This is a genomic window from Lacticaseibacillus casei DSM 20011 = JCM 1134 = ATCC 393 (genome assembly GCF_000829055.1).
GTDB classification, from domain to species: Bacteria; Bacillota; Bacilli; order Lactobacillales; family Lactobacillaceae; genus Lacticaseibacillus; species Lacticaseibacillus casei.
This window is the reverse complement of sequence record NZ_AP012544.1, coordinates 2,841,394-2,863,044: the sequence shown is the minus strand read 5'-3', so window position 1 is coordinate 2,863,044 and position 21,651 is coordinate 2,841,394. Positions and strand designations below refer to the sequence as shown.

At 45.5% G+C, this 21,651-nt stretch carries 21 protein-coding genes and 2 pseudogenes; 22 read left to right on the top strand and 1 reads right to left on the bottom strand.

Annotated elements, in window-relative coordinates:
- Positions 1-16 precede the first annotated feature (16 nt).
- The 16 genes and pseudogenes from LBCZ_RS16190 (at position 17) to LBCZ_RS13725 (ending at position 15,288) form a co-directional block, all read left to right on the top strand.
- Positions 17-193: a hypothetical protein gene (locus LBCZ_RS16190; RefSeq protein ID WP_003572358.1), complete on the top strand. Its 177-nt coding sequence runs from the start codon at positions 17-19 to the stop codon at positions 191-193.
- 1 nt (position 194) lies between these two features.
- Positions 195-422 (top strand): hypothetical protein, encoded by a 228-nt coding sequence (locus tag LBCZ_RS13795; protein WP_003572360.1) that lies wholly within the window; start codon positions 195-197, stop codon positions 420-422.
- 42 nt (positions 423-464) lie between these two features.
- A complete protein-coding gene (locus LBCZ_RS13790; RefSeq protein WP_025013611.1) occupies positions 465-1,706 on the top strand; it encodes a hypothetical protein in 1,242 nt (413 codons plus the stop codon).
- A complete protein-coding gene (locus LBCZ_RS13785) occupies positions 1,684-3,243 on the top strand; it encodes a DUF5011 domain-containing protein (protein WP_025013612.1) in 1,560 nt (519 codons plus the stop codon). The genes LBCZ_RS13790 and LBCZ_RS13785 overlap by 23 nt, the downstream gene beginning before the upstream one ends.
- Before the next feature lie 9 nt (positions 3,244-3,252).
- Entirely contained in the window at positions 3,253-3,672 is a 420-nt protein-coding gene (locus LBCZ_RS13780; RefSeq protein ID WP_025013613.1) for a single-stranded DNA-binding protein, read from the top strand.
- Between the two features lie 8 nt (positions 3,673-3,680).
- A complete protein-coding gene (locus tag LBCZ_RS13775) occupies positions 3,681-4,259 on the top strand; it encodes a hypothetical protein (RefSeq protein WP_025013614.1) in 579 nt (192 codons plus the stop codon).
- A 26-nt stretch (positions 4,260-4,285) separates the two neighbouring features.
- Entirely contained in the window at positions 4,286-6,745 is a 2,460-nt protein-coding gene (locus tag LBCZ_RS13770; protein WP_039639803.1) for a VirD4-like conjugal transfer protein, CD1115 family, read from the top strand.
- A pseudogene (locus tag LBCZ_RS13765) lies at positions 6,742-8,798 on the top strand (pLS20_p028 family conjugation system transmembrane protein). The gene LBCZ_RS13770 and the pseudogene LBCZ_RS13765 overlap by 4 nt, the downstream one beginning before the upstream one ends.
- A gap of 5 nt (positions 8,799-8,803) precedes the next feature.
- Positions 8,804-9,139 (top strand): hypothetical protein, encoded by a 336-nt coding sequence (locus LBCZ_RS13760; protein ID WP_003582234.1) that lies wholly within the window; start codon positions 8,804-8,806, stop codon positions 9,137-9,139.
- Positions 9,123-9,719: a hypothetical protein gene (locus tag LBCZ_RS13755; protein WP_025013615.1), complete on the top strand. Its 597-nt coding sequence runs from the start codon at positions 9,123-9,125 to the stop codon at positions 9,717-9,719. Before LBCZ_RS13760 ends, LBCZ_RS13755 begins: the two co-directional genes overlap by 17 nt.
- Positions 9,700-11,628, top strand: a complete 1,929-nt coding sequence (locus tag LBCZ_RS13750; RefSeq protein WP_025013616.1) for a type IV secretory pathway, VirB4 protein — start codon at positions 9,700-9,702, stop codon at positions 11,626-11,628. The genes LBCZ_RS13755 and LBCZ_RS13750 overlap by 20 nt, the downstream gene beginning before the upstream one ends.
- A gap of 1 nt (position 11,629) precedes the next feature.
- Entirely contained in the window at positions 11,630-12,640 is a 1,011-nt protein-coding gene (locus LBCZ_RS13745; RefSeq protein ID WP_025013617.1) for a C40 family peptidase, read from the top strand.
- A 15-nt stretch (positions 12,641-12,655) separates the two neighbouring features.
- Positions 12,656-13,300, top strand: a complete 645-nt coding sequence (locus LBCZ_RS13740) for a coiled-coil domain-containing protein (protein ID WP_025013618.1) — start codon at positions 12,656-12,658, stop codon at positions 13,298-13,300.
- Positions 13,297-13,704 (top strand): thioredoxin family protein, encoded by a 408-nt coding sequence (locus tag LBCZ_RS13735; protein ID WP_025013619.1) that lies wholly within the window; start codon positions 13,297-13,299, stop codon positions 13,702-13,704. Before LBCZ_RS13740 ends, LBCZ_RS13735 begins: the two co-directional genes overlap by 4 nt.
- On the top strand, positions 13,694-14,515 hold the full coding sequence (locus LBCZ_RS13730; protein ID WP_025013620.1) for a hypothetical protein: 822 nt from the start codon (positions 13,694-13,696) through the stop codon (positions 14,513-14,515). Before LBCZ_RS13735 ends, LBCZ_RS13730 begins: the two co-directional genes overlap by 11 nt.
- Positions 14,516-15,108: 593 nt before the next feature.
- Entirely contained in the window at positions 15,109-15,288 is a 180-nt protein-coding gene (locus tag LBCZ_RS13725) for a hypothetical protein (RefSeq protein WP_025013621.1), read from the top strand.
- Between the two features lie 56 nt (positions 15,289-15,344).
- On the opposite strand, the gene LBCZ_RS13720 is transcribed toward LBCZ_RS13725, so the two are convergent.
- Positions 15,345-16,507 (bottom strand): IS3-like element ISL1 family transposase gene (locus tag LBCZ_RS13720; RefSeq protein ID WP_144340555.1). Its coding sequence is split into 2 segments (ribosomal slippage): positions 15,345-16,267 and positions 16,267-16,507, totalling 1,164 coding nucleotides; the frame shifts between segments, so codons are not numbered across the junction.
- Between the two features lie 81 nt (positions 16,508-16,588).
- Here LBCZ_RS13720 and LBCZ_RS13710 point away from each other — a divergent pair.
- The 6 genes and pseudogenes from LBCZ_RS13710 (at position 16,589) to LBCZ_RS16655 (ending at position 21,572) form a co-directional block, all read left to right on the top strand.
- Positions 16,589-16,834, top strand: a complete 246-nt coding sequence (locus LBCZ_RS13710) for a hypothetical protein (RefSeq protein ID WP_003589991.1) — start codon at positions 16,589-16,591, stop codon at positions 16,832-16,834.
- A gap of 38 nt (positions 16,835-16,872) precedes the next feature.
- A complete protein-coding gene (locus LBCZ_RS13705; protein ID WP_003589992.1) occupies positions 16,873-17,310 on the top strand; it encodes a hypothetical protein in 438 nt (145 codons plus the stop codon).
- Positions 17,303-18,547: a MobP2 family relaxase gene (gene mobP2, locus LBCZ_RS13700; protein ID WP_025013808.1), complete on the top strand. Its 1,245-nt coding sequence runs from the start codon at positions 17,303-17,305 to the stop codon at positions 18,545-18,547. The genes LBCZ_RS13705 and mobP2 overlap by 8 nt, the downstream gene beginning before the upstream one ends.
- 41 nt (positions 18,548-18,588) lie before the next feature.
- Entirely contained in the window at positions 18,589-18,834 is a 246-nt protein-coding gene (locus LBCZ_RS13695; RefSeq protein ID WP_016383854.1) for a hypothetical protein, read from the top strand.
- Complete coding sequence (locus tag LBCZ_RS13690; protein ID WP_039639813.1) at positions 18,821-21,364, top strand: ArdC-like ssDNA-binding domain-containing protein; 2,544 nt, start codon at positions 18,821-18,823, stop codon at positions 21,362-21,364. Before LBCZ_RS13695 ends, LBCZ_RS13690 begins: the two co-directional genes overlap by 14 nt.
- Positions 21,364-21,572, top strand: a pseudogene (locus tag LBCZ_RS16655) (hypothetical protein). The gene LBCZ_RS13690 and the pseudogene LBCZ_RS16655 overlap by 1 nt, the downstream one beginning before the upstream one ends.
- The last annotated feature ends 79 nt before the right edge of the window (positions 21,573-21,651 follow it).

The window sequence follows — 21,651 nt, the reverse complement described above, 5'->3', positions numbered from 1 at the left end:
ATAAGGAGATGTCGTTATGGCAATTAGTAAGGCACAAATGAACAATCAGAAACAAATGCTAACGGAGATTTTGAAACAACAAAATCTCGCATATGAAGACTGGCTTTACCAAAGAATGACTGATGAGATTGAGAGCCATCGAAAACTGATTCTACAGGCACTCAAGAATCTCAATATGAAAGAAGGACATTAATATGCAAGGAAAAGTCATCGCTTTATTGAGCGCTATTTTAGGTTTTATTATTGCCATTGCCGGCGGCTATGCGGCAGTCAAGTTTGGCTTAATGGGTATTGCTCACATGACCAAGGATCAACAGAAAATCCGCGAGGCGCGTGATGGTATGACCAATGTTGCTATTGGGCTGATTGTAGTTATTTTCGCTTCTGCCGCAGTTGCTTGGTTACAAGGCTTGGCAGGTTAATTCGGTCTGAATAAGCCTCACTCTAAAAGAAAGGAGAAGGCCGTGTACGCTAAATTTGAATGTTCAAGAAAGTTGCGTCAATTTCTAAAGAAAAAGAGACAACTGTCTTTATCCGAAGCCGAAAAGATGATTAGTGCGGCTGACGATTATGCGATTCAACATCACTTCAAGGAAGATGTGAACTTCAAAATTATTGGTCAGGACGGCATTGAGTATGAAGATAATCTTTCAATTGGCACAGGACAAGGCTGGCTGCATAACCTTCTCTTGATTCTAGATCATGCCTACCAAACCGTCTTGAGTGATCAATCGCCTGAAGCATTTAAAGCATTTTCCGACCGAGTTAGACAGGAACTAACGATTGAGGAACAGCCAAAAGCAGTCCAAGAAACCTTGCCAGTAGTTGCTCGTCAAGAAAAGGCTCATCATCTCAAACCAATTGTCTCCAAAGAGGAAGAAGCAGTACGTAAAGCGGAAAGCTCAGCGCCAGCTGCTGCAAAGCAAAAACCGCAAAAATCAAAGCCAGTCCCGTTACGGCGGCAGGCAAGAAAGAAACCAATGTGGCAATTTCCACAATTGAAGCAGCCAAAAATAAGGTTATCTGCACAAATTATAAAGCGCTTTGTGCTAGCAGCAGCAACGATTCTAGTCGTTGCTATTTTTATGCTCTTCTTGATGAGACCAAAGCCAGTTCCAAGCTATCAAACACTCATTCAGAATGCTTCTTACGTTCAAGCCGCCAAGCTCTATCCCAGTAAGCATCGTGATATTGAAGCTAGGTTAGTCAAGGATAATGATGAAAAATCGCTAGCTGCGTTTGTTCAAAAGTACCCATCAAATAATGGCCGTTTTGATTTGGCCTATATGCAGAAGAAGTTCTCAACGGTCATTTCGGTAAGCCAAGATGCAGATCTAACGGCAGTTAGAAAGGTAAAACTGGCTATCAGCTATATTTACCAGAATCAACCAGAGAATGCTTTAACCATCAATTCAGAAATTAAGAGTCAACAGCTGCAACAGCTGATCTTTCTCGCGTTGATTCATGAAGGAAAGTTGGATCAAGCAGCGACGCTTGCGAAATCCATGAACAATAAAGATGCCGACAAAGTGCTTGAAGTTGGTAAGACCTATCAGGCTGCCTATGAGAAGGCTAAAGCGGACGCAAATAATCCAAAACTCTCTGAAACAGATCGGAAACAAGCACTCAAAGATCAGCACAACTGGTTGGCACTCAGAAAATCATTAGGAGGGAAGAGTCCCTATGAAGAATCAACAAACGAATAATAAGAAACGTCATATCATCATCACAGCAACAGCCGTTGCGCTATTAGGAGCTGGTGGCCTTTGGGCTGCCACACAAGCACATAGTAATCAACAGGCTGCTCACACCTCGTCTTACCAGAAAAAGATGCAGAAGCCTAAAGCATCCAAAGGTATCCAAGCTAAGAAGGAGAAGGGCAAGAATACAGTCAACGATATTATTGACCAGGCCCTAGGAGAGAGTAGTACCTCAACTTCAAATGAGGATCATGCCTTCAAATCGGCCACCAACAGTGTCTTGGATAGTGATCCAATTGCGGCTATTGCGAAAACCTTAGATACGCCAGCAGCAAAAGCATCACTGGCAGCGGCTACGGCGGCGGTTGAACCACCAAAGGCTTTAAATGACAATAGCGATGATACGGCTAGCGTAAAGCCGCTGACCAATGACACAACAAACACGTCACAAACTGATCAAAGTAAAACTAACGATGATGGCAAAACGCCGACACCAGTTAATCCCATAGAGCCGGTTGACCCAGACAAACCTGTCAATCCAATTACACCAGTCAACCCGGACAACCCAGATAACCCAGTTGACCCGGTTAATCCCGTAAATCCAGTTAATCCTGTTCAACCGGATCAAAACACTGCCCCTGTTTTAAATGTTCCGGAGGATCAAACGGTTTCGCTGTCACATAATGGTACTTTTGATGTGCTAAATGGCATTACGGCTTCGGATAAAGAGGATGGCGATCTTACTAAGGCCATTAAGGTGACGGGCAATGTTGATCTAAGCAAAGAGGGAACGTACACCCTGACCTATTCGGTAACCGACAGTGCCGGTCAAACGACCAGCGCGAAGCGCGTGATCACGGTAGCCAATGATTTGCCAGTTATCAGTGCGAATGATCAAACAGTCGAAGTGGGAACCTCATTTGATCCCATGGCCAATGTCACGGCAAGTGATGTGCAAGATGGTGATTTGACGAAGGATGTTAAGGTTACAGGCAACGTTGATACAACTAAGTTAGGGACGTCTCAACTGACCTATAGCGTGTCAGATCATGATGGTGGACAAACAACCAAGACCATTAACATTACGGTTTATGCCAAAGATGCCAGTTTCTCAGGACTTGATGCGTTGACGGTTCAACAAGGATCAACGCCGGATTTACGCAAAGGGGTCTCCGTTAGTGATCCATATAGTGCGACTCCTAGTGATTTCACGGTGACAACATGCGATACCAAAACACCAGGACAAAAGTCGGTTACGTACTCGTATGTTGATAAGTGGGGCCATGTGACGACCCAGGATCGTGTCATTAATGTGATTGCTGAAAAGCCAGTTTTCAAAGGGTTACAAGATCAGACCATTAAACTGGGGGATCACTTTGATCCCATGGCCGGTGTGAGTGCAACGTCAACTAACGGCCCAGTAACAATTTCCTATGAGGGTGAGGTTAATACGCAAAAGGCAGGTCGTTATACGCTGATTTACACGGCAACTGATCAGAATGGACAACAGACGCAACAGACCATTGTGGTCACAGTGGAATAGGAGGACATCATGGAAGACATCAATAGTGTTCAATTATCAGGAACCGTCATAACCGATGTGAAACACCGTCAAAATCAGGATTTCCTAACTGCTTCTGCCTATTTGGAATGTATTCGAGATCATCAAGATCGTACTAAGAAGGTCAATGTTCCCTTTAAACTTTATAACGAAACTGCCGCAGACTTTGTTAAGAACGTTAAGCTGGGTGATCGTGTTTTGATCACTGGTCGCTTTGACGCCAGTGTGTTCAGTGAGGCACCAGGGCAATCAACGACCAGATACTTCATTATGGCCACCAGTTTCGTCAAAATCGTCAAAGAGGCCGCGCCAGTGGTTGATGATCAGCTAACTAACCCACCAAAGGCGGCAAATGACACGCCCATAGATTCATCGAACTACAGCAATGTATTACCAGGAGGCTTCAACTAGGAGGAAAAATGCGAGCGATAAAAACAATTTCCAGTTTTACCAGCGATGGCCTCGATGAACGTGTTAATGAAACCACCCGATACCTGATCTCGGCCGGTTATCAGGTGATTGGCATATCGGTTGCAGGAGAGTGGTGTAAAACAGCAACGATTATCTATGAGACGGGTGTTTCAGCCGACCAAATGAAGCCAATCACGTTGCGGCAGCACAGTGAGCGTGCGCTTGGGCTAATTGTAAGCCTGTTGGCACTGGTGTTACTGTATCATGCACTGCCCGCTGCTTTACTGACGCAATCCCAGTTATATCAATTTGTTCTTACAGCAGCTGCGCTAGTATGTGCGGTCTTTTTTGTGCAAAGCTTGCGCGTCATATTCCCTCGATGGGGCATCATGATTGGACTGCTCGTTTTGGCGGCCTACGCACATGTTCTCGAACAAGACATATATGGGATTAAAGAGCATCCACTGATGTTAATTGTCATAACGATCATCGTGGCATTAGCACTCTATGTGCTCAAAATCGCTTATCAAAGACTTAGAAGGGTGTATTGGCGATTAGTGGAATGGATGGCGAGTCGTCATGAATAACAGGTCGTAGCAGAAAGGAGGTCAGCATGAACCACGAAAAAAGGCAGTGGCGTGAAGCACTTGGCAACAAACGATTTCTAATCGCGATGGCAGGTCTGTGGTTGATAGGTGGTCTACTGATTCTTAATTGGTTGACACATATTCCGTCAATGTTCCTAAAACTGATGAAACAGGCACCTAGTTTACAAACAATTGTCGCAACGGTACTACATCCGGCTAACTTTTTATGGCCTGATTTCACCTATCTGCTGGTAGTGCTGTTGTACTTGGTTGGCCTAGTGGCGCTGGTCATTTATGTACTCATACGCACCTATCGTTGGCGCAAAGCCTTTCAGTCCATTAATACTGGACAAAAAGGCACCGGACGCTTTGCACGGGTAGCAGAGGTGGCGGCCGCAAGTATCGCCATTCCATTAAATGACTATCCATATGTCGGTAAGTCAGGGGTACCTCAGCTCCATATTAAAAAGGATCAAATGGACAAATATGAATTGAAGACTGTTGTGCAGCAGTATCGCGGTGCCGACCAGCATCATGGCGTTGATCTAGTGGATACTAGTGGCACCAATACAGTTGCTGTGGCTGGGCCAGGTGGTGGGAAGACCACACTATTTTCCTTGCCAGTGTTGGATTTTATTATGCGAGCATCCGTCCATGACTCTGTTATTATCACCGATGTTAAAGGCGAAATGCTTCGTAGCACCAAAGCAGAATTTGAGGCACGTGGTTATCGAGTTGCGGCTTTAAACCTAGTTGATCCGACTTACTCGATTGCCTATAACCCACTTGAGCTAGTGAAACAAGCGTACGCTGCTGGAGACTTTGATAATGCGCAGATGTTGTGCAATACCTTTTCTTACAGTATTTTCCACAATCCGAATGCAAAGGAACCGATGTGGGAACAGTCGTCTATTTCACTGCTAAACGCCTTGATTCTAGCGGTATGTAAGGTCTGCTTTGATCAACACACACCTGAGAAAATCACGATGTATACTGTCACCACTATGTTGAGTGAACTAGGGGCTAATCCAGATGAGAATGGCATGACCAAACTGGACAAGTTCTTCTCCAAGTTGCCCTCTGGTGATCCAGCCAAATTGCAGTATGGCACAATTCAATTTTCGCAAGGGATTACCCGTAGCGGTATCTTTACTGGTACGATGGCAGGCATTAAGAACTACGCTTTTAGTAATATTGGCCGCTTAACGGCCACAAACGACTTTAATATTGCCGACTTAGCCACTGGTGATAAACCAGTGGCTTTCTTTATCATCTACCCAGATTACGACAACTCGAACTACTCACTAGTTGCGACCTTTCTATCGCAGGTGGGCTATGTGTTGGCTAAGATGGCGACGCTCGCAGCTGACTCAAAGCTCAAGCGGCGGGTGATTAATCTGTATGAGGAACTGGGTAACTTGCCACGTATTGAAGGACTACCACATTACCTCAACGTTGGTCGTGGACGTGGTCTGGTCTATTACCTGATTTTGCAGTCAATTGCACAGTTGGAGGCCAATTATGGCAGGGAAGGCGCTGCCGAAATCATGGGTGCCTGTGGCAACAAGTATGACATTTTGGCTGATAACTACGATGATGCAGAATACTTCTCCAAGCAAATTGGACAAACAACGGTGATTGCACCATCGCGTCACGGGGCACCAATGGACACGGACAAGTCGTTTGGTGAGTCGCAAGAAACTAGAAGACTCATGATGCCTGATGAGTTGCTTCGACTCAGGAAAGGCGAAGTGGTGCTAATTCGCAGCAAGCAACGGTCTGATCTTGAGAATCGTTCAATTACAGCTTGGCCGATTCATGCCAACCCGGATGAGGGCACTGAGTTACCATTTTCGTTTGAATATCTGACACGGTTTAATCACCAGGCAACCTTTGCCGAGTTGTATGGCGATAAGAAGCCAGCACATAACGACATTGATCTCAAAAAACTGTTGCTGGATATTACCGTGACAACGATTGAACCGCAGAATGAAAATGATGATCCTGAAATCACAGTTAAAGTGAATGGTCATTCACTCAATGCCGAAAACGATGAGCCGCAGGTAGAACAAAGTGCGTCTGAACCAGCAGCAACTGATGAAAATCTGGAACAAAAGACCGAAGAAACGCCAGCTGCGGGTTCACAGAAGCCAACGCATGATTCGAAGCCAAACCAAGGCAGTAATCAACAAAAGCAGCAGTTTCAGGAACCTCAAGATCCTAAAAAACAAATCACCACAGAGATTGATCAACAAACAACGCCGTTATCGGCTTTGTTTAGCCAATCGCAACTACAGATGATTGAAAAGGGCGTTCAGGAGCTGCTCACACAAGATGACTACGCTGAATATCAGTCGCTGGATTCTGTTGAAGCGATGACTCATTGGCTAAATGCTCGGCGAGCCATGAAAAGCTTTGCTGCGCAACTGGACTTTGCTTATCAAAAACTCGATGCATTCAAGAAGAAAGAAGGTGACAATGCTTGAGTACCATTGAATATTTGGAAAAGTTTCAGCCAGTGTTGCACAAAGCAACATGGATCAACGATGGCCTACGCTGGATTGGCTGGCAAATCATTCGTATGTTAGCGAATTTGGCTGATGGCTTGACCAGTATGTACAGTCAAGCGTTTAAACTCATCGACTTTTGGAACTCAAAAGATGTCAGTGGCTTTGTTGCCGCGTATCAGCCCATCTTTTGGATTCTTTGTACGTTGGGTATTGCCTGGGTCGGTTTCATGATGATTCATCGTACCAAGACTGACTTTCACCAGAAGATCAACAATCTCATGGTGGCGTTGTTTATCTTCATTGGCCTTGGTACCTTGACGTCAACCCTGTCTGGATTGGTCGTTGCTGGCGTCGGAACATCACTACAAAAAGCACGTCCGGCGGTCTCAATCGTCTCCAACAATATGACTGATTTAATGCGGGTCAACAATAATGGTTGGAAATCCTATCGCCCAATCCAAGCACGAGCATCAAAACAATTGACGACGTCAATAACCTAGATATTAATGAAACACTGGATACTGGGAATACGCTATTGAATCATGCTGGTTCCAAACTAAATGCGACTGGGAATGAAATCATGTCGCATCAGCTGACAATGGGCGGTGACGGTAAGTACCAATTACGCGATATGAAGGCATTCTTCCACGATATTGCTTACTACCGTTACTCTTTTCATCCGTATCTGACGTTTTTCGAGTTATTTGCGTTTACCATTGCGATCATCTTGGTCATTATCAAGGTTTTCGTATCCATTATGGAAATCGGTTTTATTACCATGCTGGCGCAAGGCATGGCCTTGTCTGATATTGATTCAGGCAAACGTAATTTAGCCTTGATACAAAAGCTGCGCGATACCTTCATTGTGTTGTTTTTAACCTCGGTCATGTTACAACTATTCACCTTCTGGACAAGTGCCCTTGCGAATCCATCAAATCAACAAAGCCCAGTAGCACAGTGTTTCGGAATTATTGCTGGAGCCATGTTTTTGATTAATGGTCCAAACATTGTGACAAGTTTGTTTGGCATGGATGGCGGTGCACGTGGTATTGGGGCAACCCTTGTTGGTGGTGCGATGGGTCTTCGTGCCGCTGGTGGCCTAGGTCGTGGTATGGCACGGGGTTTCAGCAATGCGGCACACGCAACGGTGCATGGCGCTGCTCGTGCGGCGGGATATGGTGCTGGTTTTGCAAATGCGTTTAGGAGCAATAAGAGTAATCGTTCTAGCGGTAGTAAACCATCCATTGATGGCATTGGTGCAGAAGCAGCCAAACAAGACGCAGCCACACCTGATCTGGAAACACCAGCGACAACAGATCCAGCGCTTGGCAAACAAAGTGGCACAGACGCTAATCCAACCTCATCGAGCGTTGCCGGTCCAGATATGGCTTCGTTGAGCGGTACAGAGGCAGCCAGTGAGGCACCAGCAACCACGGGGCCAGATATGGCTTCGCTCAGTAGCACTGAACCGGCAAGTGAGATGCCGGCAGCTGCCGGTCCAGATATGGCTTCGTTGAGTGGCACAGAACCAGGCAGTGAGGCACCAGCAGCAGCTGGGCCAGACATGGCTTCACTGAGTGGTAGTGAACCAATGCAAGGAGATCAAGGCGAGCTTTCAAAACCTAAAACAGCACAACGTACGATGGGGCAACCGGCTCCTAAAGGATCAAACTTTGCGACTGGGACTAACACCCAGGGCCAATCAGCGACCAGCAACGTTGGTAGTCAGGCGGGAAACCGAGCATCAATAGGGAATACTAGTCCAGATAGTGGTACGCAAGTAGAATCTGGAACGCAAGCCGTTGATACTGGCTCAGCGCCACAGCAGATTCCGGCTGAGACACGGACGCTAGGTCAGATGTGGGGCGGCAGAGTCGTTCCGGCACTTGCCAAGCATTCGCAAACCGTTCGGCTGGCACAGCGTTCCTATAATCGCGGTGCTGCCATTCCAAGCAATACACGCAAAGTAATCCAAAGTGCAAAGAACTCGTATCAAAATCATAATGAACAGCCAACCTTTAGGAGGTGACTTAAATGGCTCATAAGGTGATTTATTCGCGCCGTCTCATTGTCAAAGGACAATACAACAAACTCCTGACCATACGCGATGTCTTCATTGCAGGTGCTGTTTCCGGGGTCACTTTTGTTGTGTTAATAGTGACAACACCCATGGCTGTCGCATTGTTTGGGTTGATTTTAATGTTTGTGCTAACTGCAGCGTTACGAATCCAATCCGGTGTACCACAAAAGAACAACTTGCAGGTTATGAAACAGTTGTTACTGCGCAAGCGGGTCATTTACCATGCAATTGACGATCCAATTAGACAACTACTATTCAAGCGAGGTGAGCATCGTGGCAACAAAGTTTGACGCTGTTGAAGCACGTAAACGCCAAAAAGAGGCAGCCAAGAAAAAGGAACGCAAGGATGGTGTTGGTCGTATTTATCCAGTTGTTGGTATCACTAATTCTGGCTACATTAAGCTGGCTCACAATGGTCTCATGTTTTATGCGGACGTATTCAAGCCCAAAAGCTTTGACTTATTTGAACTGTCCGTTCAAGACGCTGATCAAATTGAGAGTGAGCTTTGGGGGTTACATCAACAATACCCTGGTTCGATCAAGGAACTATACATGAATTTTCCAGAGACCAACCAACGGCAACAGACTTATTTCCGGCGGAAAATTGAGCAGACCCGTAATCCCATTTATCTTGAGCTGTTGCAACACGATCTAGCTGTTCTTAAGCAGCTAGAAAAAACCTATCGCAAGCTAAGCAGTTGGATCTGGTTCTTTGGCGACAGTGTGCCGGAGCTAGAAAAAAATCTCGAATTAGCTAGGCATGCATCAACGCTTTATACCTTTGAGCGTGCTGGGCTTGCTGAAAAGGAGAAGATGTTACAGATGATGAATAATCCGGAGGTGAGTGTTAGTGAAACTGAAGAAGCTTGATTTAGATCAGCACTTTGTTTTCAAAACACAGCCTGCAGGCGGTATTGATACGCGAAACGAACTTTATCTGAATATGGGTGATCACTATATGACGACGATCCATATTTTTGATATTCCGGAGGAGTTCAGCGACTTTTGGCTCACAGGTATTACTGAGATCCCCGGCGTGACAACAACGGTAGATACGGTCAACAATACCAAGGCGGACTTCGTTGACAACATTGCGGAAGCTATTACAGAACTGACGGTGCAATTAGATCATGCGAAGAATATTGCCGATGCCGATGAGATTCAAAATGAAATTGATCCGCTGCGATCATTGAGCTTAGCACTACGTAAAGACGGTGAGGTCATCAGGCAAACCTACATTCGAGTGTATTGTTATGCGGCAACTCGTGATCAATTGGAACGTAAAGTAAATGAAGTCGTGAAGCAGATTCGCAAAATGAGCTTCAAAGCTTCCGTTTTTCTCGGTGAAGGCATGGAAGAGTATCAGGCGATGTTTCTACCTGCTGGTGAACAGCGGTACTTGAAGAATGCACGCGAAGGAATTCCGTTGAGCGGAGAAGTTTTAGGTTTAAGTTTTGCGCATAATCAGACTTCTTTAAATGACCCGTTTGGGTCTTATTTTGGCTACACACAGACTGGCGGCACCGTCTATTGGGATCAGTTTTTAGTCGACAAGCAGCGAACTTACTACAATCTGTTTTTGAGTGGTGACCTGGGATCAGGTAAATCAACGCAGCTCAAAAAGATTATTTGGGAGCGTGCGATTAGGAGTGATCTAGTACGTATCTTTGATCGATCCGGTGAGTTTAGAGACACGGTGCACGCTCTAGGCGGGAAGGTCGTTAGTTTAGATGGTCGTTACGGCACAATCAATCTGCTGCAGGTTTATCCAAGTGTGACCGTGGGTGATAGCAACGAAGTTGACCCAGTTGGCAGTTACAAAGCTCATCTCAAGGACTTGAGTGTGAAATATCGCTTGTTTAATCACGATGCCAGCGGTCAGGAAGCACAATACTTCGCAACCCAATGCGACGGCTTGTATCGTCAACTAGGGATTCTGGGGGACAGCATTGGCTTAACTCAGAAGCCTTTTATTACGGAACGAGACGCCAATGATTATCCCACGCTCAGTCAACTCATTGACTTTGTTGATCAAAAACGCCAAAACCGCACAGACGATATGGAAAAGAAACTGCTAGATCATATCTATGTCACCCTTAACAATTTGCGGAAGACTTATGGCGAATTGTTTGATGTGCATTCTACCTTGCCTGATTATGACGGGGAGTTGGTGGTTTCCTATGACCTTTCAGCGCTTGCAGATTCTTACCCAGAAGAAGTACAGGACTTGCAGATTTATAATGCGCTGATCTCAAGTTACAACGTTTGTATGAAACAAGGACGGATTGAAAAGAAGGCGTTTGATGACGGTGAGCGATCGCTTGAGGATATTCACCACTTCTTATTGGTCGTTGATGAATGTCACACTTTGTTGAACACCAAAAAGGCTTATGTGGCCGATCTGTTTGTCCGAATCATGTCAGAAGATCGTAAAGCCTTTGGCGCCATTTGCTTAGCAACACAGCGGTTGGAGCGAATGTTTCCTAGCGGTGATAATGCGCAAGACCGAGACACAGTCAGCGCCATTAATGCGCTCAGGCAGATTTATACCTTATGCCAATACAAGATTGTTTTGAAGCATGATGCGACAACCATTGGAACAGAAAAGAACCCACGTATTTTGCGCCAGTTGTTAGGTGATATTCTGTCACCTAGCGAGTTTTTACAGATTCCTAAGTTTGATAAAGGTGAAGCCATGTTCCTCCTAGGATCTGAAAAACTGCATATGCACTTCCAGGTGACGAAGCAAGAACTTGCCATCTTCAAGGGTGGTGCCTGATGTGAAAACTCTTAGCAAACGTTGGTTGTTGCGTTTGATCTTTGGAAGCTTAAGCAGTTTCGTACTGCTTTTTGTTTTGTTCATGGTCCTCATTGCAGCCATGTTTGCTGGGTTGAACGATAAGAAAGGTGGCGGTAGCGACTGCGATATTACCGGTAGTATTTCGGCCACGGGTAATTTCAACAAAGACACCTATCAGCAAGCATGGGCCAAATATTTTACGAGTGGCGTGCTCAAAGATGAAGCTGACTACACTATCAAAGCAGCAAACAAGGCAGGCGTTTCGCCTGCTCTTTTTGCGTCCATCATGGGACACGAAAGTGGGTGGGGAAAAAGTTCGGCCGTGCGTAATCAAAACAATCCGTCAGGCCAGATGTCAGGTAGCACCATCATTTCATATCCGACTATTGAAGCAGGCATCGACGCAACGGCGGCCACCTTGCATAACCTGGTTGTCGAGCGACAGTTATCAACGGTTGAGAAGCTTGGTTCGGTCTACTGTCCTGTGGGTGCGGCTAACGATCCCACGGGACTAAATGCCAGCTGGGTACCATCTGTCAAAAAAACAATGCTTGAATTTGGAGCAGATGCCAGTGCCACATTGGCAACGACGTGCAACTCTGGCGCTGGAAGTGTGGGTAACGGTAGTGCCATCATTACCGAAGCGAAGAAATATCTTGGCGTTCCCTATGTCTGGGGTGGCAAATCCCCAGCGACTGGCATGGACTGTTCTGGCTTTGTTGGTTACGTCTTAATGCAGGTCACGCATAAATCTTACCCACAATACACGGTGTCACTGGAAAGCAAAGGTACGATGCTATTCAACGGCGGCAAACCTGTCATGAGTGAATTACAGCCAGGCGATATGATCTTTTATGGCGCTCATGGCGCGTCACATCATATTGCTTTTTACGCTGGTGATGGTCAAGTGATCGAGGAACCTGAACCCAATGACGTCTGTCACATTCGTCCCTATAAAGACTATGAACCAGACTTTGCAGTCAGACCATAGAACAAGGAGGTAAACATGAATCGTAAAACAATACTGGTCAGTGTCATGATGATCATCGCACTTGGTGCCGGTGCCTATGGCTGGACGTCAGCCAATACAGCCAACAAAAATATCAGTCAGCAGAAACAAGAACTCCGTACCATGGCGTCTAAAAAGAGATCATTAGAGACGCAATTAGAGGCGCTCAAGCTTTCTAACCAGGCCGATCGTGCGTCAAATCAAGCTGATAACGCTAGTAAAAAATCGACTACGACATCATCTCAATCAGACAATCTAACAGACACAACACAGAAGATCACAGCAATGATGAATGGTCTGTTGCAAGGCATGTACTCGCCTAAAACGGCCACCACAATGGGTCAGTATGAAGCCATGAAACTTTACCTAACGGGTGAGGCGATCCAAAGTTTCATGCCTGATCGTGATACACCCATTAGCGCAAATGGGTTTCAAGAATCAACGATTAACGATCTGCGCGTTTATGTCACCCCACAGGGTGACGACTACTTGTTAATGGCACGTTATGAACTTGGTAACAACAAGACCAACACAAATAAGAAAACCACGATGGTTTTTCAAGGCACGGTCAGGAAGGTTGGCAATGACTACAAATTAGCTGCCTTTGATTCTAACCGCGCACTATCGGGGGTGACACCGTGAAGCATCCGTTTAGACATTTCCTCATCAATACGGTGATAGGTATTGTCATCGCTACGGCTTCTCTATCAGCGTTCTATGTATACGCACCAAAGGCAATGATCAATGTGGCAACACCGATCACTATCAATGCACAAAAGAAGGATCAATATATTCTCTACTACAGTCCTACGTGTCCAGTGTGCCAACAAGTTTATCGCACTTACTTCTGGCGGTCAGTGACCGGACAACTCAAGTTTGCCAGCGTTGCTAATGAGCAAAACAGAGAAGCGGCAGCAGCGTTAGGCATCACGAAAGTACCGACCCTAGTTCATTATAAAAAGGGCAAAGTGGTGACGCAGTACACCGGTCATCAAGAGCAGCAAATCGACAAAGTGCTGGCTGGTGGCAAGGCAGGTGAACATTAAAATGATGAATCAAGGTATTCACTTTCAAGACAAAAACAAGTACAGTCTTCGCTACGTCAAACTGCTTGGCATTCTCCTAGCAGCTTTTTCTTTGCTCATTTTTGCGATCGTTTTATGGCCTCGTCAAACCGACAACAAACAAATCAGCCTTGGTCAGACCTTCGATCAAGGCAACAACCAATTTCAATTTGCTGGGGTCGATACGGACAAGCAAAACGCCGCCATGTACTTCTATGTTACCAAGAACACCATCGACCCACTGGCACCTTTAACGACTGTCGTCGTGACTAAAAGGACACATAGCGGCAGTGACTTCCATACCCAATTGAAACAGATTGCCGATGATTATTACGTGGTCAAGCTTAAGAAAAGTGCGATCAACAATGGCCGCTTGTTTGTCAAACTAGGTTCGAAAAAAGACCTGTCAGGGGTCACGAGTGCCATTGATTTCGTTCTCCTAGACCTTCGCCATCCAGCCAAGGTGATGTCCCTAACAGAAGGCGTTTATCTTAAAGACTACCTCAAGATTTTACGTAGTAACACGACCGACCGAGTCGCCTCCTTAGAAAAGAAGCTGGTCCAATACAATCATGATCTGCAAATTTTGAAGACTAGTTTAGATCGTCAAAAAGACACCGCCAACTTGCAAGTCGGCAAACAAAAGCAAGCAACTGAACAACGCATGACGCAAACCGAGACGAATATACAAGACAAGAAACAGGACATCAGCGACACGCAAAGTGCCATTAAGGTGGCCCAGAACAATCTTCAAAGTTACGAGAAGCACTATCAACATTACACTCATCATTGAGTGCACATGTGCGCTTGCAGTTAGTGCAACTCGTAGTGTGTACTTCGTGTTGTCGTCAAGTCACTAGTGAGTTGTGAACGTTGCAACACCAAAAAGTGCTCGTTTATGACCAAAAAGCGAATATTCTTGCTCAGGTGGAGTAAAACGTCATTTACTACACGTAGACGGCGCTATTCCTTGTCACGACAGGCATAATCCACGTGTAGTAAAACGCGTTTTACTACACGTTCGCAATTTTTTCACGTGGAGTAAATCAAGGATCGCTCCACGTTAGCATTAAACTCTGACCCCGCCATAAATCAAACCGCACTGCGGTTTACCCCACTTTTGGGGTCAGTTTTACCTTATGCTCTTTCTTTATTTAGGGACGTGTCAGATCACCCTAAAAATACGCTTGTTTCGATCGGGCCATTTTTGAGGTTGGTTGGTTCGCAACTTAGATTTTTCTGATCGTTTTCCTGGTGAATAACGATCACGTTTTGACCAGAGTAGTCGCAACTGTTTACCAAAAATCGTCCGGTAACATGATGCAATTTTGCAGTGTAACGGATTTCCAGATGACAATTCATCTTCACCGTGAAGGAGGTCTTGAGATGGATAAACAAAACGAAACACGTCGAGTCATGATGACCTTGAGCGATCAGGCAATCGCAAAGTTGGATCAGTTGGTAGCTGAAAAGAAACGGGAACTAAATCAAAATCCGGAACTTGCTAAGTACAATCTAAGGGTCAACAAGTCAAATATTTTGGAAGCGTGGCTATCAAATCAGTGACGTTTTCGTTAGTGTCATATTTTTAAAGGGAAGTCAACACTTTTTCGGACAGTTTGCTAAGCGACTTTTTGTGAAGCTTGGTCATACAAGGAAAGCCATGCTACTGGTGCAAGATAGTCTAAGCGTGCTTGTACCCTTACGCGGTTGTAAAAGGTCTCGATGTAAGCGAAGACTTGCGCTCTCAGATCATTGATATCTTTAAATTGTATCTGATAAATGAGCTCTTTCTTCATGATGGCAAAGAAGCTTTCGCTCCAAGCGTTATCACCCGGTTTTCCCAATGCTGAGAAGCTACGTTGCCAATGATATTGGTTGACCAACTTTGTCACTGCTTTGGCCGTGTATTGGCTACCACGGTCACTATGAAAAATACACGTTTCTGGCAAAGCCCACCTTTGGTGGGCTTGTTTAAGTGTCGCTAAGACTAAATCCGTGTCCATATGATTGGATATTTGATGAGCTAACACTAGGTTGCTGTTCAAATCCCTTATTTGGCAAATGTAAGCTTTTCCTTCTGATGTTGTCGTCTGTGTAATGTCACTTGATAAGGCTTCAAACGGCTTAAAAGATTGGTGTTTCACTAGATTGGGATAATCACCTTGACGAGCAAGGCGGCTATCGGTCAAACTCTTCGGATGACGACAACGTAGCGTTGAATACAGACCGGCATCAGCCATCAGACGGGCAACTCGGTGATAGGAAGCTTTATTACCATTTTTACGCAATAAACCGCAGATGCGTTTGGGCCCGTAAGTGCCCTGTCCTTGATCAAAAAAGTGTTTGATTCGTTGACGATATTGCCCTTCTTTGGCGTTTCGCTTTGGCAAAGCTCTCCGCCAAGCATAATAACCACTCGTTGATACGTCTAACAAACGCGCCCACCTTACCACAGAAACAGAGGTTTCCCTCAACATAAAAGCATACTTATCGCTGGGGGTTACTTCTGGCGACTGGCAAAGTAGGCAGCGGCTTTTTTTAACATATCACGCTCCAATGCTAATTCGGCATTTTCACGTTTTAAGGCACGGTTCTCAGCTTCTAAAGAAGCAAGCGGCGTTTGCTTTCCATCTTCGGTATATAGCTTCCGCCAACGATACAGGGCACTTTCAGGAACACCAAGTTCGGAGGCAATGATTTTAACTGGTTTGGAAGAGTTAAAACTCAAACGTACCGCATTTTTCTTAAAATCTTGGTCGTAGCGATTGCGTGAATAGGTCATTTTGAGGACTCCTTTCGGATAAATCAATTCTCTTATGTTTCTGTCCGAAATTCTAGTACAGACCCAAAGGAGGAAAAAAGAATGGCAGAATTAAAAGTAAGAGATTTATCTGAGCAAGATTTGGCGGGTATTGAATCCGCTGCTAAACGTGCTCATCTGTCTCGAGAAGCCTATCTTCGCAAACTTATTCATCATGATGCAACCGGTCACTTACTCAGCGGTGATGTGTCAGATTTGCGCGAGCTAACCAAACAGATGGCAATCATCATTGAACAAAACACGGCTGCTTTTCGAGACCTTAGTAAAGAGATCGAACAGCTTCATTAACTGCGACAACTTCAACAACTTCGTTAGGAGGAATTACTTTGCGAACCAGGAAAACATTTTTTGTTGACTCAAGTGATGATGCGTTAGCCTCAGATGAAGAACTAAAAACTTATATGACGACTCATCAAATTGAGACCCTTAGTGCAGCGATTAAGTCACTGTTGGATGATGAGCACCGGCTTAATAATCAACTTGACCAAGCTAACGAGCGTGCCTCTAACATCAGCGAGAGTGTTCAGAACGCACTTGCCCCGCTTGAAAGAAAGATTAACTTTATCGACCGAAACTTGCTGGTCTTACTGAAACTGTTTGACGGTGTTGTCGTTCAAAACGGCTGGGACAATTTGCCCATTCCCGATGACACAATGAAGCCAACAACGGTTGCTCGTAAGATTGTCAGTGACCAAATTAAGACCGAGTACATTCGTCACCAAACGACTCAAGTACACCATCGAGGTGGTGGTGCTGATGCCTAGTCGAGTATCACCGGGCATTGTCAATGTGACTGATTTTGTCGCAGCCCATGCCAAAAAATTTGGTAGCTACATCAACTACATTGATCGAGACGAGGCGATTCGGATTGATCACTTTGACCAACAAAACATTCTGTCAGTTGACGGCTACAACCACTACATGGAGAATCCGAAAAAGTCTTCCGGCATCTTCACTGATCAATACGATCATCTAACATCAACACAACGCGTTCAGTTAAAAAAACAATTCACCGTGGCACAAAAACATCAGTCAGTCATGTGGCAGTCCGTCTTCAGTTTCCGAAATGACTTCCTAGCTGAAAACAATGTCTACAATCCGAAGACCAAATTGTTAGATGAAGCCAAGTTGCGTGACGCTACCCGGGTCGCCATGAACGACTTTACCAGCAAAATGGGTATGGCACATTCAGCTATTTGGTCTGCTGCAATTCACCGCAACACAGACAACATTCATATCCACGTTGCTATTGTGGAGCCACAACCTACCCGTGAATGGAAACGAGTTACGGTTGAAGGTAGGCACGGTGAGACCTATCAAGAATGGCAGCGCAAAGGTTATGTACCCAAGAAGATCTTGAACCATTTCAAAGCTGCCTTTGCTAACGAAATGGTTGATCGCGATCGTTCACTTGCACGGATCAGTGACCTCATTCGTCAACGACTGCAACCCGATCAGCGTTCTGTTTGGCGTCATCAGAGCAGCCTAGACTTTGCCGTTAGGTATCAAGAGCTTGTCAAAAGCTTGCCCCGTGATCGCCGTCTTTGGAAGTACAACAACAATGCCATGAAGCCCTATCGCGATCAGTTAGATGCCTTGTCACGAAACTATTTGATGCGTTGTAAGCCTGAGGAGTTGGGTGAATTTAAACAACTACTCGCACAAGAAACACGTTTTCGTGAAGCCTTGTATGGCAGTGGCACAAAAGAAGCTAACCGTGCGCAAGACTACACCGATAACAAATTACATGAACTGTATGCCCGGATGGGTAACAGTATTTTAAAAGATATATCAGCTTACCGTACCGAACAAGAAGCTGTTTCTCAAACACATCATCAACCATCAGTAGCCAATCACTTGAACGGCCTACAGAAGATTTTCAACGCCGATATCAAGGCACAGCGGTTAGCCAAACGCGAATATCAAAAACGCCAATCTGATCAGGATCGAGAACGTGAACAAGACAAGAAGAAACAGGAACAGCAGACGCGCTTTTACTAGGGCGTTTTTTGTTTGTCTTCTATATAGAAAGGAAAATAATGATGCCAGCTATTTATGCAGATGAAATGCAAGTGCTCGGTAGTGAGCTGCCTGTCATTGATAGATTAGATGAGTATCCAACTATTAGCTTGCAACCAACGTCCACCAAAATGAGACGGGTTGCTTGGCAGCAGGTTGCCGACAATCAGTATCGAGCGTTATACGCTTTGGAGCCGATCATCAAACCGGTTCCTGGTGCGGAAGAGAACGTCACATGGGAGGAGGATGGTGAAGATGGCGAGGACTAAAGCTGAGATCAAAGCCTGGGAACATGAGATGGCGCAGCGAGCCACAGAACAATTAAGCGCACTTGCTGATACTCAAAAGTTTAAGCAATACCTTCGGCAAAACGCCGCCTTCCATGGCTACTCTGTTCGTAATGTGCTCCTGATTAATATGCAGCATCCTAATGCAACGCGGGTAGCCGGATTTAAGCAGTGGGACAAATTAGGTCGCCACATTCGTAAGGGTGAACACGCCATCAAGATCACCATGCCAATCGTTAAGAAGCTCACGCCAGAGGAACAGGTCAAATACAAAACGACCGCTGAACGAGCAATTGTTGGTTATCGCTACGGCTCAGTATTCGATGTCAGTCAAACCAACGGCAAAGCTTTACTATCCGCAACAGATTTTATTAAAGAGCGGTTAGGTGATCACCAAAATGTGGATCGTTTATATCACACTGTCGTTGATGCCATCAATACCGAAGGTCACGTTAAGGTCAGTGAAGCACCCATTGATGAACCGGGTGTTCGTGGTTTCTTTCGGCCGTCCACACAAGAAATTGTGATTAGTCCACAAGAAACAGACGCGGCTATGAAACTCAAAACTTTGTTCCATGAGTACGGCCACAGTCAGTTACATGGCATTGGTCAGGCATTTGCTGATCGACCACGCGCTTGGAAAGAAGCGCAAGCCGAATCTGTTGCTTACATTGCCATGCAAAACATTGGCATCGACACTGGTGACTATTCATTAGGATATGTGGCCACTTGGGCGAAAGATCCTAAAGTGATGGCACAAGCCCTCAAAGAGATTAATGAGGCCAGTGTGCATACGATCGAGCTATCTGATCAGGCGGCGCAAGCATTAGGTTTTGATCAAGCACAGACCGCAGAAGCAACGCTTAACGATGCTCCGGAACAAACAACAAACCTCAATAGCGGTAAGCGCGAGCGTTTGACGCAATCTGAAATTGATCGTGCGCGTAAATTGTCCTTAGTTGAGATTGCGCGTAGCGCTGGCATTGATCTCAAGGAGGATTCCCGCGATTACTACCGCGGTGTCGATCACGACTCCTTAGTTATTGATGCAAAAAAGAATCTATGGAAATGGAACTCCCAGAATTTAGGTGGTGGTGCGATTGAATTCGCCACCACCTTTTTAGACCAGAAAGGCTTTTATCAAGCTGTCAAGCTTCTTAATGCTGGTCACTACGGTGAAACAAAGATTCAGAACGCGCCTAAAGCAGCCTATCATAACTACTTGAAACGAGCTGATAGCTTTGATCGTGCGCGGGATTACCTCACCATCGCCAGAGGGATTAATCCTCATCTAGTTGACCGCCTGTACCAAAAGGGACTCATTTTTCAGGACTCACAAAACAATCTGATCTTTCAATGGGCGCGAAATGGCAAGGCCGTTGGCGCAAGTATTCAAGGCACTGAAATTGATTTTAAACAATACGGTAAACGTGGCACGCAAAAAAAGATCGCCGCAAACTCGCAATCTGATTTTGGTTTCAATTTTAGTTTGGGGAAACCTCAAGACCTGTATGTCTTTGAGTCACCAATTGACGCGTTGAGTTACTGGACACAACACCCAGAGCTAACGAATTGCATGATTGCCTCAGTTGATGGTACCAAAGTTGAAAGTGTCGTGAATATGGCGGTCAATATGTATAAAACAAAAGGGCAATTACCAGCCACTATTTATGTTGGCTCCGACAATGACCCAGCTGGTCATCAGCTTTATGACAAGCTACAAGACTCCATCTTAGCTAATACCGAGGCTGAGGTAACTACCTTTAAGCCGCTCTTTCCACAGGATAATGCGATCACTCAGACAACTTACCAAGGCTTGAAACAAGCTGCAGATCAAGCGGGCATTGACTGGCGTGAGTTGGCAGCAGCAGTTAAAGCAACAACCAATCTTTCAACGAACTACCAGCAATCTTTTCCGCTACCACAAGCCATTGCCAAAGGCAGCGTGCTGATCGATCCCAACCCTGGAAAAACTAACTTTAATTCAGATGAGGCTTTACTAACCGCGGCAAAATTCATCAAAGCTAACCGCACCAGTGATAACGAGCCTGATTGGGACGCCATTACGAAGAAACTAAATCCTGGTATTGAGGATCATGACCGCAAACATTTAGCAGCAAAATCTTCTTACTACAACACACGTTACCAGGCTGACAATGGCATTTTGCCGGTGACTAAAATTGCTAAAGATTGGAATGAGCTAGCCAAGTTGGCTCAGCACCAAGAACCGATCAATCAGCAGTTAGAAAAGACCTATCGTCGTCAGGATGGAAAAACTGCCAAACTAATTGCCAACGGCCAAGATCAATTCTCGCTAGTTGATCGCAAACAACCAGATAAAGTTGTGGGCTACTTTGAAGCTAACGATCCACAGCAGTGCGCCTATCTCATTAAGCAGTATGGCTACAACGCTGTAGACAAAGAAGATGAACAGAAATATCATCAAACTCAGCCGGTTAAACCCCAGCAGCATAAAAAGCAACGTGCAGCAGGACTAGAACAAAGTATGTAATGCCCTACCTGCTGGGTTTCAGTCGAGCTGGCAACGAGAACGGCTGGGTTTGCCGTTCCGTTGCATCATGTTGCCAAGGTCGGATTGAATCCTCGCGGCAGGCAGATGCCCGAAGCGCGTGGGCGGGGCAGGCGCCCCACGCTTCTCGGCCTTGGCCGAAGAGGCTTTTTTTGCGGTAGCAAGACTGCTGTATGCCTTGCGCCTCTAGGAACAAAGCCAATTATATGCTATACTAAACATAGCAGAAAAGTTAAAGGCGGTGGCGACTTCCGTAGATTGGAGGTAGT